Below are 16,462 nucleotides of genomic sequence, written 5' to 3'. Positions count from 1 at the left end.
AAAGCAGCAAGCGAAAATATTTGAAGGAGAAGAGTGATTGTTATTATTAAAACAGAAAGGCTTCAACTCGTAGAATTCGATACAAAGTATGCCTTAGATTTGCTTGAGTTGTGGAGTGATTTTGAAGTTATCAAATACACATACATGTCATTACTCAATTCAATTAATGAATGTAAGTGTAAGATAGAAATGTTCATAAATTATACAGATGAAAAGTTTCCTAATAATTTTGTAATACTGTTAGATAATAAAGCTATTGGAATAATTGGTTCTCCTATCATAAATATGGAGAATGAAAATTTTGGATTATATTATCAGCTTTCAAGAACATATTGGGGACAAGGTTATATTAGCGAAGCGGCTAAGGCATATATACAATATCTAAAAGATGTTTTTCCTAATGCAATAATTAATGCTGATGCAGTATCTATAAATTCTGCAAGTATAGCTATTTTAAAAAAACTTGGGTTAAAGCAGACGCATATAGAAAAGGAAGGGTTTACATTTAATAATCTCAAACTTGATTTAGTAAAGTTTACCAATGATGTATATGTTAAATAAGAATAAGTAAATGCGTTTAAAAAGGAGGGAATTACATTATTACAGGTAAAGAACTATACCAAAACTATATAATTTAACTACTAATACAGTCTTTATATTAAATGAAGGCTGCATTTTTTTATTGACCTACATTATTATAGGTAAAATATATACCATATACCAATTATGAAATACTATAAATAGAGGGTGAATAATGACACTCGTAAAGTTATTAACGAAAACATTCAGAGACAATACTGGTAGAAGCATCGAACTATACTCCATCCTTATTGAGCACAATGGAGAAACCGGTCTATTGTATCCGCTACATGAGTATCAGCTAAAAAATCATGTAATGAATAGGTCATACTTATATCAATTATCTTCACAATATTTTACAAAAGCGAAGTAACCCAGCTTCCCATTATGTTTAAAACCTATCACACTTAGCAATAAAGGCATATTAATCCAATGCCTAGAGGTAACTGTATCCGGCAAGGAAAACCATTTCCACCGAATTCGCGAACAAAGGCGGTGTAGACGGTCTTCAAATACAAATAGACGCAATAGCTTATAAAGGATAAATCAATGAATAATATAATCAATTGGCTTCTTAAAGATGACACCCCAGAGGTAAAATACCGTGCAATGACAGAGCTTCTCGGTATGTCAAAAGACGAGCTTGAGGTGAAAAAGGCTTATGAAAATCTATTAGACTCAAAAATACTTAGCTTAGTCATGGATAAATTCAAACTTAATAAAAAGTGGGAGGATATCAACGCTTTGTTGGCGCTCACAGAGTTTGGTTTAACACGCATTGATGTACCTATTGATGAATATATTGAACGTATCATCAAAAATATGAATTTGAGTATGAAGTGTGCAAAAATATTATTGTTGAGAAATTTGGTAGCCCTTGGATATTACGAGCATCCGTGGGTGCAAGAACAAATACCTTTGGTTTTTTCTACGATACGGCAAGACGGCACAGTTCGATGCCTGGATAAAACTAAAAAAACAAATGACTCTAAGTTGTTGGATATGGGTTGCTATAGACAAACTACTACATATCTTTTACTTGGGGCAGAGCTGAAAAAGATAGGCATTATTCTGCCACAATTTGAACCATTAATAAAATTTTATATGAACCACTATGTTGCATTCCACTCTGACGCTCCCGAAAAGGTAATTATCGAAGATATGGCCGGGACGTTTTATCCGATTGATCATGTACACATGGGTTTACAGATGATTATGTATGGGCTTTCGGTTCTTGGTGAGGCGAATCATCCTAATTGTGAAAAAGCATGGGCATTATTAGACAGCAAAAAAGATATCGAGAGTAAATATATTCTTAGCCAATCTTTCGCTGAGCCTTATTTCAATGTGGGTATGGTGGGTCAACCCAATAAATGGGTAACGCTATATGTTCTGCTCTCAGAAAAGTATCGAACAAAATAAGCATAACGAATCATTATCGTTTTCAATTGCGAATTTTAAAGGAGGGAGAATTACATCCCTCCTTTAATTATGTCCATATACCAATATTATTATCTGACAGTGCTGCTAACACCAGCGCGGCATCGATACTGTTAACGGATATCTCTCTATGGTTACCCCTGGATAAGTTATTAATTATTCATTGTACTCACAAACTATAAGTCAGAGATTTACAATATTTCTATCCTTCCCATTTAAGAAGGCTTCTATATTCTTGTACGTCTCTTCTACAACGCGATTTCTCGCTTCCGTGCTTGCCCATGCGAGATGGGGTGTAATGATCAGTTTATTGCTGTCCATGATTCCGCTTAGCGGATTCTCCTCCCGCATAGGCTCCGTGCCGGTTACATCCAGTCCGGCACCGGCAATCATGTCCTGCGTCAATGCCGTATGGAGGTCTGCATCGCTTACTACAGGGCCCCTCGCTACATTGATGAGAATGGCCGTCTTCTTCATCTTCTTAAGCGCCTCTAAGTCAATCAGGTTCCTCGTCTTGTCGCTTAACGGACAATGAAGCGAGAGAAAATCAGACTCACGAAGCAAATCATCGAAATCTACCCTTTCATAATCCTTGCAGGAGCTATTTCCTGATGAGGAATAGAAAATGACCTTACAGCCGAACGCCTCCGCTATCTTCGCCACCTTTTTCCCGATATTGCCCATACCGATAATTCCCCATGTCTTTCCCTCTAATTCCGTAAAGGGAAGGTCAAAATTGGAAAAACCACTCTGCCTTGCATATTCTCCTGACTTTACATATTCGTCATAATGGTGCAGCTTTTCCAATACGTAGAAGCAAAGGGCGAAGGTATGCTGTGCTACCGCTGCCGTAGAGTAATTCACTACATTAGCTACCTTGATTCCTCTCTCCTTGCAATAATCCAAATCTACGTTGTCATAGCCGGTAGCAAATTCACAAATCAGTTTTACACTCTTCGCATCCTTCAGCGTGCCTTTATTTAAAGGGGATTTATTCGCAATAATAATTTCCGCATCTTCTATTCTGGCAGCTACCTCTCCCGGCAAGGTATTAGGGTATATCGTCACTTCACCCAATCCATTCAGACAATCTACCGATACGTCCCTGCCTACCGTATTCCTCTCCAAAATTACGACTTTCATCTCAACAGCCACTCCCTTCTTTAAAGCCTGCGGCTGTGGGCCGCAGGCTTAAAGATTATTTATTATTTCTCTTTTCTTTCTTAATAATAGCATATACCGCTGCTGCTGTAATCACCAAAAGTACAATTAATATCAAAGCAGTGACCGCTATAGACAGATTCAAGTCACCATGAGCAACCTGATAGGTACCAATCAGACCGAATAAGATGAAGGCCCCTGCCGAAACCAGCTTAACGGTTCTCTCAGGTATTTTCTTACATAAGATGATACCGATGATGATACCGATGCCGTCAGCTATAAGCATACCGGTGGTCGTCCCTGCCAGTATCTCTAACGGTGCCGTAGGAAACTTGGTCGCAATCGCTATCGTTGCAAGCTGTGTCTTATCTCCCATTTCCGCAATGAAGAAAGCAATTGCCACGGTTACCACCGCTCCATACTTCGTGGTTCGGTTCTCCTCTCCCTCCAGCTTGTCTCCCCGAATCGTCCAAAGACCAAAAAAGATAAACGATAGAGAGGCAATAATCTGAATCCAAATCTGAATGGAATCAAAGCGGGTAATAAAGTTACCAACGGCAACTGCTAAGCCATGATTCAAAACTGTGGCGATCAATACGCCGAGCATTACTTTGCCGGCCTTGTATTTCGTAGCAAAAGCCATCGCCAGCAACTGTGTTTTGTCCCCCATTTCGGCCAGTACTACCGCCGCAACAGCAAACAAAAAGGGCATCATTTGTGTGTCCATTTCATTCTCTCCTTACTATAATTGCTATAAATCATCCTCCTTTGCCCTTATAAAAATTGCAGGCCGCATGCTTTTTTCGAAAAGCCTTACATTATTTATAGGACAAAAAAAACTTTTAACATATTTCTCAATAAAAAGAAATATGTTAAAAGTCTCATTACCTGAAAAAGGTTGCAAAACCAGACCGATTACCCGGTCAGCATGTTGATTTCGCACTAGAACTACTCCCTTTCAACCCTAAAACCATACCATAGCAGGTAGAGTTTGTCAAGGCAGTCGTCCCGTACTATTCCTGATTTCCAGCTTTGGTTTAAAAACAATGGAACCACTATCCTTTGTTTCATTTTTTATCAAATCCATCAGGCACTCTGTTGCCTTTCTGGCCATCTCTACCCTGGGTTGTTTTATTGAAGTAAGCGGAACATCCAAAATATTATTTATAAAACAGTCATCGTAGCTCACAATAGATATTTCCTGCCCAATCTTTATATTATTTTCACGTGCATATGTATATAGCCCGTATGTCATCATATCATTATAGCTAAAGATTGCCGATACATTTTTCTCAAGAAAATAGGGCATTGCCGAAATACCTGATTGAATCGTAAAATCTCCCTGATACAGCAGCTCTTCTTCAAACGGTACCTGCCACTTTGCAAGTGCTCTCTTATACCCCTTAAGCCTGTCCCTTACGCTGCATTGTCCCATAGGGCCTAACAGGCTCCCGATTCTTCTATGCCCAAGTTCAAGTAAATGTGAAGTTGCAACATATCCACCTTCTTCATTATCAGAAATACATCTGAAAATGTCTGCTGTTTCAATATCATTATCGAGCATTACAAATGGAATTCCGCTTTTTTGGATGGTTTCCGATATTTTCCTCTCTTCTGCTTTCGTTGTATCCGACGAATGCAAAAGCATGATACCATCTACATTCTTTGCCAGGAAACCCTGTATGTATTCAAGCTCTCTTTTCCCGCTGTCCCCTGTATTTCCAAAAATTACGGTATAATCGTATTTCTTTACTTCCTCTTCCACTATTTTAGCAATTTCCGCCAAAAATAGGTTGCTGATATCCGATAAAATAAGTCCTACGGTCCGGGTCTTTCCTTTTACCAGTCCTACTGCCACTTGATTCGGACTGTAATTCTGCCTCTTTGCCGTATCCATAATAAGCTTTCTTGATTCCTCCGAAATGCGATTAGGTTTTCCATTTAAAACAAGCGAAACGGATGTTATAGATAAATTGCATTCCTTGGCAATACTTTTAATTGTTGCTTTCATATTTTCAGCCCCATTTACATTTTTATATTTTAGAAAATTTTAAACTATTTCTGTATAATAGTCAATTAACGAATCATTAACAGTTCATTAAGCGGCTGTTAACGATTTATTGTAATCTGAGGAATTCTTTCTATAAATAGGGGCGGGGAAATTCCCGCCCCTATTATCGTTCTATTTTCCGGCACAATCGTCTTCTTATTTCTTGGGCAGGAAGTCTTCATAATTCTCTTGAAGAATAAGCTGATAAGGAATATCATACTCTTTTTCTACCGTCTCACCGTTAGCAAGAGCAATTGCTACATCAATAGCCTTTTCGCCGATTGTCTTGGAATCCTGAAGAATAGATGCTTTCATCTTTCCTTCTCCTACAGAGATTACGGCTGCTTCAATACCATCAATTCCAATAACCGGAACATCCGTGATGCCTGCTGCTTCTAATGCATCATATACACCGAGAGCCATTTCGTCGTTATGTGATACCACTGCATCAATGTCAGCTCCCAACTGAATCCAGTTTTCCATTAATCCCATAGCTTTATCACGATACCAATCAGCAGGTTGGCTATATAATACATTAATGTCAGGATAGTTTTCAAGCACCGAATGAATACCGTCATTTCTTAAAACCGCTCCCGTAACACCGGTAGGCCCTTCCACAACAACAATATTCCCTTTTCCCCCAAGAAGATCTGCGATATACTGCATTTCCATTGTTCCTGCATTAAAGTCGTTGGAACCTACATATGTTTCCACAACATTCATATCGGCGATCAAGCCTTTTGCCACAAAAACGGGAATACCTGCATCCACACATATCTGCGCTGCCGTTACGCATGCATCGAAATCATAAGGACTGATAATCACTGCATCCACACCCTGAGCCACGAAAGATTCACATTGTGCAATCTGTTTATCAGCAGTGCCTTCACCGTCATTAACAATTAATTCCACATTGTCAAACTGTTTTGCATATTCGATTGCCGCATTTGCACAAATCGCATTGGATTCATTCGATAAGTTGGCATCCGTCCAGCCGATTACTATTTTGTCTTTCTTTGCCGCTGTTTCATCGGACGGAGTTGCTGCCTCTTCTGCCGCCGGTTCTTGCTTTACTTCTTCTGCCGGTGCCGGTGTCTGCGATGCCGGTGCGGCATTTCCGCATCCGGTTAACATGGTGACCATCATTGCCGTACTTAAAATCACGCTCATAAGTTTCTTCTTCATCTTTTTCCTCCTTACTCAATACATTAATAGTTTCTCTGCTTAAACGGGTGCTGCCACCCCTTATCACATTCTCTTTTCTTGCTTTTATTTCTTCTTCGCTCTATCAGACAATACTGCAATTAATATAATTGCCCCTTTTATAACCTTCTGGTAATAAGATGAAACATTAAGTAAATCCAGCCCATTTGTCATAACACCGATAATCAGCATACCTACTACAGATCCGAGGACATTTCCGGAACCACCTGACAGGCTCGCTCCGCCTATCACAACTGCCGTAATGGCATCCAGCTCAAAGCCTTCTCCCGCTACCGGCTGACCGGTCTGGGTCCTGGCTGCCAGCACGATACCCGCAGTGGCACTCGTTATACCTGAAATAATATAACAGGTAAATTTGACTCTTGCCGCATTGATACCTGATACAATGGCTGCTTTTTCATTTCCTCCTACTGCCAGAACATGGCGTCCGAATTGTGTAAAATTCAGAAAGAATACGCCCAGCAGTACAATTACCGTGAAGATCAGAACAGGAATCGGTATAATGCCGACGGACCCGGTACCGATTATCTTATAATCGTCTCTAAAACCGGTAATTGGTCTTCCGTTCGTATATACATAGCAGAACCCTCTTGTAATAGTCATAGTGGCAAGCGTTGCAATAAATTCCGGGACCTGAAGTCTTGAGATAAAGAATCCGCTGAATGCCCCGCACATGATGCCCACCAGTAAACCGGCTAAAAGCGAGACCATTAACGGCGTTGTGGATTCACCTTTTACAAGGCTGGTACTAATAACCCCCGCCAATGCCATAATTGCTCCTACCGATAAATCAATTCCTCCCGTTGCAATAACAAAGGTCATGCCCACCGCCATAATACCAATTACTGATATCTGCCTTAAAATATTAATAACATTCGTGGATGTCAAAAACACCGGAGAAACGACCGACAGTACAATAATCAGTATCACAAAGGCAATATACATGGCATATTTGGCTAACATGCCTTTTATATACATTGTTTTAGTTTTCATTTACGTTTCCTCCCACAGAACAAGTCATTAATATTTCCTGATTGCATTCTTCTCTTGCAAGCTTTCCGGTAATTTTACCTTCATGCATGACAATCACTCTATCACTCATACCGAGAAGTTCCGGCATTTCGGATGATATCATAATGATCGATTTTCCCCGTTTCGCCAGCGTATCCATAATTTTATATATTTCCGCTTTGGCACCTACATCAATTCCTCTGGTAGGCTCATCCATGATAAAAATATCCGGCTCACCCATAAGCCACTTGGCAATAATGACCTTTTGCTGATTGCCCCCGCTTAAGTTGTTCACAATTGTTTCTCTTGAAGTAGCTTTCACTTTGAGCTGTTTCATCAGATCATCTACTATCTTTTTCTCTTTTCCTATGTTCACGACCAGTCTGCCTATCAGCAGCATTTTCAAATATGCCATGGATATGTTTGTTTTAATAGTGCCTTTTAAATTCAAACCATACAGCTTTCTGTCCTCAGAAACAAAAGCAAGTCCGTTGGCAATAGCCGTATAAGGATTTTTAATTTTTACCTCTTTACCCCTAATACATATACTTCCTTCGTCAGCTTTTCTCAGCCCGAAGATGGTTTCCATCACCTCTGTCCTTCCGGCTCCCATCAGTCCGGATACCCCAAGGATTTCTCCTTTTCTCAGTTCAAAACTAATGTCTTTAAACTGACCGTATTTGGTTAATCCTCTTACTTCCATCATGATTTCTTCCGGATTATATTCTTCGCTTTTTTCTCCGTCTTTTGTATATAAGTTGGACAGTTCACGGCCTACCATCAACCGTATTACATCCTCTCTGCTTAATTCAGATGCTTTTTTTGTAGCAATATGGCTGCCGTCTCTCATGACCGTTATCATATCGGCTATTTTAAAAATCTCATCCATTTTATGAGAAATATAGATAATAGCTTTATTCTGCTTTTTCAGCTTGTCTATCACCTCAAATAATTGAGCGACCTCCCTGTCCGTTATAGCGGACGTAGGCTCGTCCATGATGATAACCTCCGCATTGAATGCAATGGCCTTTACGATCGTAACCATCTGCATCTGAGCCACGCTCAGCGTTTTTATCTTAACGCACGGATTAATATTTATCTCTAAATCTTTAAAAAGTTCTTTTGTCTCGGAAATCATCGCTTTTCTGTCAATAATCCCAAGTATCCGCTTTTTTTCCTGACCGGAATAAATATTTTCCCATACCGTCATCTCTGGAATCAAATCCAGTTCCTGATGGATCATGGAAATACCTTTCTGCAGTACCTGCATCGGATTTTTGGGCTGGAAAGGCTCTCCCTCATACAATATTTCACCGCCATCTAACGGCAAGATACCTGCAAGTATTTTCATAATGGTCGATTTTCCTGCCCCGTTTTCTCCGATCAGAGCATGTACTTCGCCCCTCTTCAGGCATAAAGATACATCATTTACTGCAACCACCCCGGGAAAAACTTTTCTGCAGTTTTTCATTTCTACAATATATTCAGCATGCTTTTCCATTTTATACCCCATACCCGCTTTGGCGGGCTCAAAATCAATAGTTGAAAGCGTTTTTCTTTCAACCTTATAACCATATTCCTTTCAAAGTCAGAAACCCCCGCGCAGAAATAATTTTTTCTGCATTCTGCCTCTATTCCTTGTTCGGATGTATTACTACTTTAATAGAATCTCTATTATTTACATTTTCATCCAAGGCTTCGTAGAACTGATCCAAGGTATATTCATGTGTTACAAGCAAGTCACCTTTTACACGTCCGTCGTTCAGGGCTTCTACCGCTCTGCCGAAGTTATGTGACTGACAGAAGCTTGTCGTATATGTAAGTTCATTATTAAACATTAATCTTGGATCAAGGCTTACTTGCTCATCACTGTGAACCACCGCATACTGCACAAGACGTCCTCCTTTTTTAAGAAGTGTCATGCTATGCCGAATTATATCTACGCTCCCTGTTGCATCTACGATCAGATCTACTCCGAGAGGATATTTTTCTTTTAATTTGTCCGTATGCACTGAATAATCTTTTCTATCCATCAAGATGGTATTTTGAATTCCCATTTTCTGTGCCATATCCAATTTGCTCTGCGTGGAAGCTATCATGATCACTTCACTTGCATTTGAATGATTTAAAAGCTGTGCAAGAATGAGTCCCATAGGGCCTGCACCTATTACTGCAACTACATCTCCGTATTTCACTTCGCATCTATCCACTGCATGCAGGCAGCAGGCTACAGGTTCACCGAGAGCTGCCGCATTAAATGAGAGAGAATCCGGAATAGGAAACACCTTTTCTTTCTTTACACGGACAAATTCCGCAAATCCTCCGTCAATATTGTGTCCCAAAGAACCGAAGGTGGGACAATAATTGGATTCTTCTTTTCTGCAGTAGTAGCAGTCCCCGCAATATTCCGTATTATCCGCACATACCCTGTCTCCTTTTTGAAACTTGGTAACATTCTTTCCGATTTCTTCTATATAACCGGAAAACTCATGTCCCGGTGTTACCGGGTAAACCGCCAGGTCAGTCCCTACATTCTCCCTGTCATGGTCATGTTCCACCCCTTTACAAATACTCGCAGACATAACTTTAATAATCACATCATCATCTCCGCATATCGGATATGGAACTTCTCTTATACCGGAAAATTTACGCCCGGGCTTATCATACACTAATGCTTTCATCTTTTTTCCTCCTTAAAGTGTTTTAAATGATAAATCGCTTTATCTTTTTCTTAAATGACTTGTTTACATTTTTTGTAAAATGATGTATAATCTAGTTTGTAAAAGATAAAACGTTTTATCAAGTGAATTATATCATTCCCCTATGTTCTTGTCAACAATATTGTTGAAACATTTAACAATATTTGTTCCGCTATCACCGATAGGCAAAAAAAGCCCTCAGCAAAGAAAGGAGTTATAAAATGAGCAAAAAAATGAAAGTAGCAATTATGGAAGGAATCGGAAAAATGGGTTTTGCAGAAAGAGATATTCCAGTTCCCAAAGATGATGAGGTATTAGTCAAACTGGAATATGTAGGAATATGCGGTTCTGACCTTCACTATTATGAAGCAGGGCGCATCGGCTCCTGCATTGTAAATCCACCTTTTGTCCTTGGGCATGAACCGGCAGGAACCGTAGTGGAGGCAGGAAAAAATGTCACTCATCTAAAACCCGGCGACCGTGTTGCATTAGAACCGGGAAAAACCTGCGGTCATTGCGAATTCTGCAAGCAGGGTAAATACAATCTCTGTCCTGATGTTATCTTTTTTGCAACTCCCCCTGTGGACGGAGTATTTCAGGAATACGTAGCGCATGAAGCCGGACTGTGTTTCAAGCTCCCCGAAAATGTAGATACAATGGAAGGTGCTTTAATAGAACCACTTGCCGTAGGCTTCCACGCAGCAATCGAAAGCGGCATCCGTATCGGCCAGACAGCTGTCATTACCGGAGCCGGATGTATTGGTCTGGTAACCCTTCTTGCCTTAAAAGCAATGGGTATCACAAATATCATCGTAGTAGATATTATGGAAAAAAGATTGGATAAAGCCCTTGAACTGGGAGCCACTGCAGTAATCAACGGCAAGACACAAGATACTATTGAAGAAATAAGAAAACTTACAGGCGGAAAGGGATGTGATGTTTCCTTTGAAACAGCAGGCACGGATATTACCACAAAACAACTGATTCATGCTTCAAAAAAAGGCGGAACAATTGTTTTAGTCGGGTACAGCGCAGATGGAACTCTTACTATGCCAAGCGGTCTGGCGCTGGATAAAGAATTGACCTTCAAAACAATTTTCCGTTACCGCCATATTTATCCGATTGCTATCGATGCGGTTGCAGGCGGCAGTATTAATTTGAAAGGAATCGTTACTAATGTCTTTGACTTTGACGATATCCAGAATGCAATGGATGCGAGCGTAGCGGACAAAGCAAATATCGTAAAATCTGTCATCAAAATCTGTTGATGTATATCTACCATATCAACGGGAACCGGAAAATAATAATACAAAAAAGGGCAGCCTGCTTTTAGGTTGCCCTTTTTGTAACCTCTCTCATTAACCGAGTTCTTCAGTGAAGTCCATCTCCTGTTATCTTTGCACTCTTCCGGAAGCATCTCCACCCGCAAGTTTCTTCACCTCATCTACACTCACTTGGTTAAAGTCTCCTTCGATGCTGTGCTTTAAACAGCTTGCCGCCACTGCGAACTCTATGATCTCCTGCGCATTCATACCCACGAGACTGGCATAAATCAACCCTGCTCCGAAGGAATCTCCTCCTCCCACACGGTCTACGATATGCATCATATATTTCTTGCTGAAATAATATTCGCCTTCAGTATATAGCATTCCCGCCCAGTTGTTGTCATTGGCGGAAAGAGACTCTCTTAGAGTAATCGCCACCTTCTGAAATCCGAAGCGGTCTGCAAGGCGCTTTGCCACATCTTTATAACCTTCATGGTTTACTTTCCCTGTGGTTACATCGGTGTCTGGCGCTTTTATGCCGAATACGTCACCGGCATCCTCTTCGTTGGCGATGCATACGTCCACATATTTACACAGCTCGCCCATTACTTCACCGGCTTTCTCCTTGCTCCACAGCTTGTTTCTATAATTCAAGTCACAGCTTACGGTAATTCCCTTTTCCTTCGCCTTCTTGCAGGCTTCCAAGCATATTTTTGCAATATTGTCTCCCAGCGCAGGGGTAATTCCCGTGAAATGAAACCAGTCCGCACCTTCAAAAATCGCATCCCAGTCAAAATCCTCTTTTACCGCCTCGGCAATAGAAGAACCCGCTCTATCATAAATAACCTTGGAAGGCCTTTGGGAAGCTCCTTTTTCCAGGAAGTAAATTCCTACCCTCTTACCGCCCCGCACGATATCTTTCGTATCCACACCAAACTGCCTCAGGGAATTGATACCAGCCTGACCGATTTCATGTGCCGGGAGTTTTGTCACAAAAGAGGAATCCAAACCATAATTTGCAAGGGATACCGCTACATTGGCCTCTCCGCCTCCGTAAGTAGCTCCATAGCTCCCCGCCTGAACGAAACGGTAATAGCCATCCGGTGCCAGCCTTAACATAATTTCACCGAAAGTTACTGTCTTTTTACTCATAAATTCTTTATTCTCCCTTCTATTTCTGAATGAGGTGCACCGCGAAACCGCCGATTTCATCCTTTAAGTAAATGGCCTTCAGCTTGCCCTTATCGTCTCTCTTGGCAGTCGCTTCATCGAATATTACACCCTGCCTTTCCAGATGATAAATAGCTCTTTCTATATAATTCGTACCGATTGCGATATGTCCGTTTGCTCCAAGGTACGGGGTCTTCATCACTTCGATACCCGTTCCTGCAAAGATAGAGTTAGCCCCTGCCTTTTTCGTCATTCCAAAAATTGCTTCAAAAGTTCCTGCCGTATGATCGGCAGACTCCTCGTCCGTCTCGTTGATTCCCACATGCTTCAGCTCGAATCCCAGCATTTTCGTTACGGCTTCCCTGGTCAGAGCTTCAATCTTATCAAAGCTCCCCGCAGCTACCAAATCCTTTTTTACCATCCAGCTTCCGCCGCATGCAACAATTTTATCAAAGTCCAGATATTCTTTTAAGTTATCCGCCGTAATTCCTCCTGTGGGCATAAACTTCACCTTGCTGTACGGTGCGCTCATCGCCTTGATCATATCGATTCCGCCTGCCGCCTCTGCGGGAAAAAACTTTACCGTATCGAGTCCCAGCTCGATAGCGGCTTCCACATCACTTGGACTGGAGGTTCCCGGGAGCACCGGAATATTTTTCCCTACGCAATAGAAAACCACCCTGGGGTTCAGTCCGGGGCTTACGATGAACTTCGCTCCGGCCGAAACAGCGCGATCCACCTGCTCTATCGTAAGGACTGTCCCTGCTCCTACAAGCATGTCGGGAAATTCCCTCGCCATAATACGGATAGATTCCTCCGCCGCATCCGTTCGGAATGTCACTTCAGCGACGGGTAGTCCCCCTTTGAACAGCGCTTCCGCAAGAGGCTTCGCATCCTTCGCATCATCTAAAGCGATTACGGGCACAATACCTATCTTACCAATTTCTTCAATTATCGAATTCATGTCTGAATCTTCCTCCTTTTACACAATTGTTCCGTATACCTCTATCTGGCTCAATGCCGGAAACGGCGAGGGGTCATCCGACTTTATTAAATTGCCGAAGCGCACCCATGTGATCCGTTTTTTCCCGAATTCCAGAATATGAGGCAGACTGCTTTTTTCCAAGTCCCACTCTATGCTCGTTCCATCGGAAAACGTCAGCGTTACCTGTTTCCACCAGTTATCATGAGGAAAATCGGAACGGGTATACAAAACGATTTTGTCCGTCTCCACCTCATGCCCGAAATCCACGCTCATATACGCATCCTCCCGCCTATTGATTCCCCACGATTCATAGGGCCATTCTCCATGAGAACGGTTCTCACATACGCCGTCAATGGCGTTGCGGGCAGCAAAAACAGATTCTCCTCTCGTCTCCACATTAGCCTCCGCATGAGGATAACAATTTGTCTCTCCATGCTGATCACATACATTCAGCGCAAGGTTCCTATAACTCTTTATTTCATCTTCCCTTGCCATCCGCGCATATAAATAATGCCTGCTTCCGTAAAATACCTTGGGCGAGTAGCAAATCCGCTTTTCTCCGAAAGGAATCTGATACGACACATTATCTGTAATATATACAAAGGCCGGTCCCATAGCATCGTCCACCTGCAATATTACATGAATATTTTTCTCCGAGGTTTCCAGGACAATACGGTCACCCTCCGCATATTCCTTAGTACATACGAGACTAACATAATCTTCCCCGCTGCTTACACATACTGTCTTTCCGTTTTTATCGAGAACCTTAAGTGCCAGAACCGCCATATCTTCACCCCATTTAACCTTCCAAAATCTCTCTTACGCAGGCTGCTATCCCATCCTCCCTGCAATTTGCGAAGAAATATTCCTCGAACCGCTCCCCTGCCAAGGCTCCCTTCACCAACTCCCTATCCAGATTCTTCAAAATCGTTACCATATCCTGATGCGTTATCTTCTTTACCTCATCCAGAATCTTCTTATTCCTCTGTTCCGGTATAACCCTATCCTTCGGATAACCCTGCCCCCCTTCACAGGAAAACAACTTCTCAAAAATATATGCAAGATTCAGCTCCGCCCCCCAGCCAAAACCCTTCGCAAAAGGAAGCGCAATTGCATTTCCATCATTAATCTGCGCAAACATATATGCATCCGAAGGATCCACAATATGTCCGCACAACACTCCCGGAAAAGAATTACAAGCCAGCATAGCCCCTTCCCCCGTACCGCAACCCGTCACCACATAATCAGCCGCCCCCGCATTTAAAAGCACAGCCGCAAGAATACCATTCTGCACATAGGTAAGCACATTCACATCCTCCGCACTATACATACCATAGTTATATACCTCATGACCAAGAGGCTCCACCACCTTTTTCAAAGTATCACAAACCAACCCATTCTTAGCCGCCTGACTGTTTTCATTTATTAAAGCTATCTTCATTTTTCTTCCATACTCCTTTCCTTAACATCCACATGACAACACATCCCTCTCTATGTTGCCTTTTCCGTATTCCCTTCTCTATATTTCCTTCTCCGCATTACCCTATTTTCTTTCTTAAATCAGTTTTATTTTTAAATACCCATTAACCCTTCATCATTCTTTTTCTCTAACATAATGTATCAAAAACAATTACAAAACCCGTAACCTTCGCTAATTTTATGTACAATTTCACAGCCTTCCCGGGGCTTTCTTCGGTGTATTCGGTTTCAGTTCTTTAAGCCAACGGCTTGCATTTTCTTAAGGAAACCTTCAACACCCAGGGAAAATGCCGCATGGATGCGGCATTTAGGCAGCACAGTACATGGATGTACTTTGCTGCCGGCCCGTCCGTTACCGACACACTCCCGGTTTCCTTTAGAAAATACAGCCGTTCGCGCCGGAACAGAAACCGAATACACCGAAGAAAGCCCTCAGCACCCCTCAATTGTACATAAAATTCTCACAACCCCCCAACAACCTCAACCACCCATTGAAACATTACTGCGGCTGCTTCCCAATATAAGCAAGAATACCACCATCCACATAAAGCACATGCCCATTCACAAAATCCGAAGCATCCGATGCAAGGAACACTGCCGGTCCCTGCAAATCCTCCGCTTCTCCCCAACGCGCCGCCGGAGTCTTAGAGATAATGAACTGGTCAAAAGGATGCTTGGAGCCGTCAGCCTGAATCTCGCGAAGAGGTGCCGTCTGAGGCGTAGCGATATAGCCGGGCCCGATACCGTTGCACTGAATATTGAATTCACCGTATTCAGAAGCGATATTCTTAGTTAACATCTTCAGTCCGCCCTTGGCAGCCGCGTAAGCAGATACCGTCTCGCGTCCCAGCTCACTCATCATGGAGCAGATGTTTATAATCTTGCCATGTCCTTTTTTGATCATGCCGGGAATTACCGCCTTGGAGACGATAAAGGGCGCATTCAGATCCACATCGATTACCTGACGGAACTCCGCTGCCGTCATATCGCACATAGGAACACGCTTAATAATTCCTGCATTATTTACAAGAATATCGATTACTCCTACTTCCTTCTCAATAAGCGCTGTCATTTCCTGTACCTGCTCTTCGTTCGTCACGTCGCATACATAGCCGTGAGCTTTGATTCCTTTTTCCTCATATGCCGCAAGGCCTTTATCCACTAATTCCTGTTTAATATCGTTAAATACAATAGTCGCTCCCGCTTCCGCATAGGCAGCGGCAATCGAAAAGCCGATTCCGTAAGAAGCTCCTGTTATCAATGCTACTTTGCCTTCCAGTGAAAATTTGTTCATTAATCCGCTCATATTCATATCTCCTTTTCTTTTTGTTGTTCGTTACTCATCAGCCTTTGGCCCCACGGTAACAAATGATATACAGAAATTATGGATTCCCCATAA

General features: G+C 42.0%; 15 protein-coding genes. 3 read left to right on the top strand and 12 right to left on the bottom strand.

Annotation, left to right across the window (positions count from 1 at the left end; all coding sequences use genetic code 11):
• Positions 1–33 precede the first annotated feature (33 nt).
• Both CC90_RS0116435 and CC90_RS0116430 read left to right on the top strand, forming a co-directional pair.
• On the top strand, positions 34–561 hold the full coding sequence (locus CC90_RS0116435; protein ID WP_031391832.1) for a GNAT family N-acetyltransferase: 528 nt from the start codon (positions 34–36) through the stop codon (positions 559–561).
• Between the two features lie 567 nt (positions 562–1,128).
• Entirely contained in the window at positions 1,129–2,001 is an 873-nt protein-coding gene (locus CC90_RS0116430) for a hypothetical protein (RefSeq protein ID WP_031391831.1), read from the top strand.
• Between the two features lie 201 nt (positions 2,002–2,202).
• On the opposite strand, the gene CC90_RS0116425 is transcribed toward CC90_RS0116430, so the two are convergent.
• The 7 genes from CC90_RS0116425 to CC90_RS0116390 all read right to left on the bottom strand — a co-directional run bounded on the left by CC90_RS0116425 (position 2,203) and on the right by CC90_RS0116390 (position 10,146).
• Positions 2,203–3,162, bottom strand: a complete 960-nt coding sequence (locus tag CC90_RS0116425; RefSeq protein WP_031391830.1) for a D-2-hydroxyacid dehydrogenase — start codon at positions 3,160–3,162, stop codon at positions 2,203–2,205.
• 55 nt (positions 3,163–3,217) lie between these two features.
• Positions 3,218–3,907, bottom strand: a complete 690-nt coding sequence (locus CC90_RS0116420) for a TMEM165/GDT1 family protein (protein ID WP_031391829.1) — start codon at positions 3,905–3,907, stop codon at positions 3,218–3,220.
• Positions 3,908–4,174: 267 nt separating this feature from the next.
• Positions 4,175–5,191 carry a LacI family DNA-binding transcriptional regulator gene (locus CC90_RS0116410; RefSeq protein WP_031391827.1) on the bottom strand — a complete coding sequence of 339 codons (1,017 nt, stop codon included), beginning with the start codon at positions 5,189–5,191 and terminating at the stop codon, positions 4,175–4,177.
• Positions 5,192–5,386: 195 nt separating this feature from the next.
• Complete coding sequence (locus CC90_RS0116405) at positions 5,387–6,415, bottom strand: substrate-binding domain-containing protein (protein WP_031391826.1); 1,029 nt, start codon at positions 6,413–6,415, stop codon at positions 5,387–5,389.
• A gap of 84 nt (positions 6,416–6,499) precedes the next feature.
• A complete protein-coding gene (locus tag CC90_RS0116400; protein WP_031391825.1) occupies positions 6,500–7,447 on the bottom strand; it encodes an ABC transporter permease in 948 nt (315 codons plus the stop codon).
• A complete protein-coding gene (locus CC90_RS0116395) occupies positions 7,437–8,966 on the bottom strand; it encodes a sugar ABC transporter ATP-binding protein (protein ID WP_031391824.1) in 1,530 nt (509 codons plus the stop codon). Before CC90_RS0116395 ends, CC90_RS0116400 begins: the two co-directional genes overlap by 11 nt.
• A gap of 130 nt (positions 8,967–9,096) precedes the next feature.
• Complete coding sequence (locus tag CC90_RS0116390; RefSeq protein WP_031391823.1) at positions 9,097–10,146, bottom strand: zinc-dependent alcohol dehydrogenase family protein; 1,050 nt, start codon at positions 10,144–10,146, stop codon at positions 9,097–9,099.
• A gap of 239 nt (positions 10,147–10,385) precedes the next feature.
• Between CC90_RS0116390 and CC90_RS0116385 the strand changes: the two genes are divergently transcribed.
• Positions 10,386–11,432 carry an NAD(P)-dependent alcohol dehydrogenase gene (locus CC90_RS0116385; RefSeq protein ID WP_031391822.1) on the top strand — a complete coding sequence of 349 codons (1,047 nt, stop codon included), beginning with the start codon at positions 10,386–10,388 and terminating at the stop codon, positions 11,430–11,432.
• 123 nt (positions 11,433–11,555) lie between these two features.
• Here the strand turns inward: CC90_RS0116385 and CC90_RS0116380 are convergent, their stop codons facing one another.
• From CC90_RS0116380 to CC90_RS0116355, 5 genes are all read right to left on the bottom strand, one after another.
• Positions 11,556–12,581, bottom strand: a complete 1,026-nt coding sequence (locus CC90_RS0116380; protein ID WP_031391821.1) for a sugar kinase — start codon at positions 12,579–12,581, stop codon at positions 11,556–11,558.
• Positions 12,582–12,600: 19 nt separating this feature from the next.
• Complete coding sequence (locus CC90_RS0116375) at positions 12,601–13,563, bottom strand: bifunctional 4-hydroxy-2-oxoglutarate aldolase/2-dehydro-3-deoxy-phosphogluconate aldolase (RefSeq protein ID WP_031391820.1); 963 nt, start codon at positions 13,561–13,563, stop codon at positions 12,601–12,603.
• A gap of 18 nt (positions 13,564–13,581) precedes the next feature.
• Positions 13,582–14,370, bottom strand: a complete 789-nt coding sequence (locus CC90_RS0116370) for a DUF7402 domain-containing protein (RefSeq protein WP_031391819.1) — start codon at positions 14,368–14,370, stop codon at positions 13,582–13,584.
• 13 nt (positions 14,371–14,383) lie between these two features.
• Positions 14,384–15,025 carry an RpiB/LacA/LacB family sugar-phosphate isomerase gene (locus CC90_RS0116365; RefSeq protein ID WP_031391818.1) on the bottom strand — a complete coding sequence of 214 codons (642 nt, stop codon included), beginning with the start codon at positions 15,023–15,025 and terminating at the stop codon, positions 14,384–14,386.
• A gap of 537 nt (positions 15,026–15,562) precedes the next feature.
• Positions 15,563–16,357 (bottom strand): gluconate 5-dehydrogenase, encoded by a 795-nt coding sequence (locus CC90_RS0116355; RefSeq protein WP_031391816.1) that lies wholly within the window; start codon positions 16,355–16,357, stop codon positions 15,563–15,565.
• Between the last annotated feature and the right edge of the window lie 105 nt (positions 16,358–16,462).

Source organism: Kineothrix alysoides, assembly GCF_000732725.1.
GTDB lineage: Bacteria > Bacillota > Clostridia > Lachnospirales > Lachnospiraceae > Kineothrix > Kineothrix alysoides.
This window is presented reverse-complemented; position numbering and strand designations above follow the sequence as displayed.

Bases quoted from the DNA above. Each gene is read 5' to 3' on its own strand.
- CC90_RS0116430 (WP_031391831.1), top strand. From the start codon at position 1,129: ATGAATAATATAATCAATTGGCTTCTTAAAGATGACACCCCAGAGGTA.
- CC90_RS0116425 (WP_031391830.1), bottom strand. From the start codon at position 3,162: ATGAAAGTCGTAATTTTGGAGAGGAATACGGTAGGCAGGGACGTATCG.
- CC90_RS0116420 (WP_031391829.1), bottom strand. From the start codon at position 3,907: ATGGACACACAAATGATGCCCTTTTTGTTTGCTGTTGCGGCGGTAGTA.
- CC90_RS0116410 (WP_031391827.1), bottom strand. From the start codon at position 5,191: ATGAAAGCAACAATTAAAAGTATTGCCAAGGAATGCAATTTATCTATA.
- CC90_RS0116405 (WP_031391826.1), bottom strand. From the start codon at position 6,415: ATGAAGAAGAAACTTATGAGCGTGATTTTAAGTACGGCAATGATGGTC.
- CC90_RS0116400 (WP_031391825.1), bottom strand. From the start codon at position 7,447: ATGAAAACTAAAACAATGTATATAAAAGGCATGTTAGCCAAATATGCC.
- CC90_RS0116395 (WP_031391824.1), bottom strand. From the start codon at position 8,966: ATGGAAAAGCATGCTGAATATATTGTAGAAATGAAAAACTGCAGAAAA.
- CC90_RS0116390 (WP_031391823.1), bottom strand. From the start codon at position 10,146: ATGAAAGCATTAGTGTATGATAAGCCCGGGCGTAAATTTTCCGGTATA.
- CC90_RS0116385 (WP_031391822.1), top strand. From the start codon at position 10,386: ATGAGCAAAAAAATGAAAGTAGCAATTATGGAAGGAATCGGAAAAATG.
- CC90_RS0116380 (WP_031391821.1), bottom strand. From the start codon at position 12,581: ATGAGTAAAAAGACAGTAACTTTCGGTGAAATTATGTTAAGGCTGGCA.
- CC90_RS0116375 (WP_031391820.1), bottom strand. From the start codon at position 13,563: ATGAATTCGATAATTGAAGAAATTGGTAAGATAGGTATTGTGCCCGTA.
- CC90_RS0116370 (WP_031391819.1), bottom strand. From the start codon at position 14,370: ATGGCGGTTCTGGCACTTAAGGTTCTCGATAAAAACGGAAAGACAGTA.
- CC90_RS0116365 (WP_031391818.1), bottom strand. From the start codon at position 15,025: ATGAAGATAGCTTTAATAAATGAAAACAGTCAGGCGGCTAAGAATGGG.
- CC90_RS0116355 (WP_031391816.1), bottom strand. From the start codon at position 16,357: ATGAACAAATTTTCACTGGAAGGCAAAGTAGCATTGATAACAGGAGCT.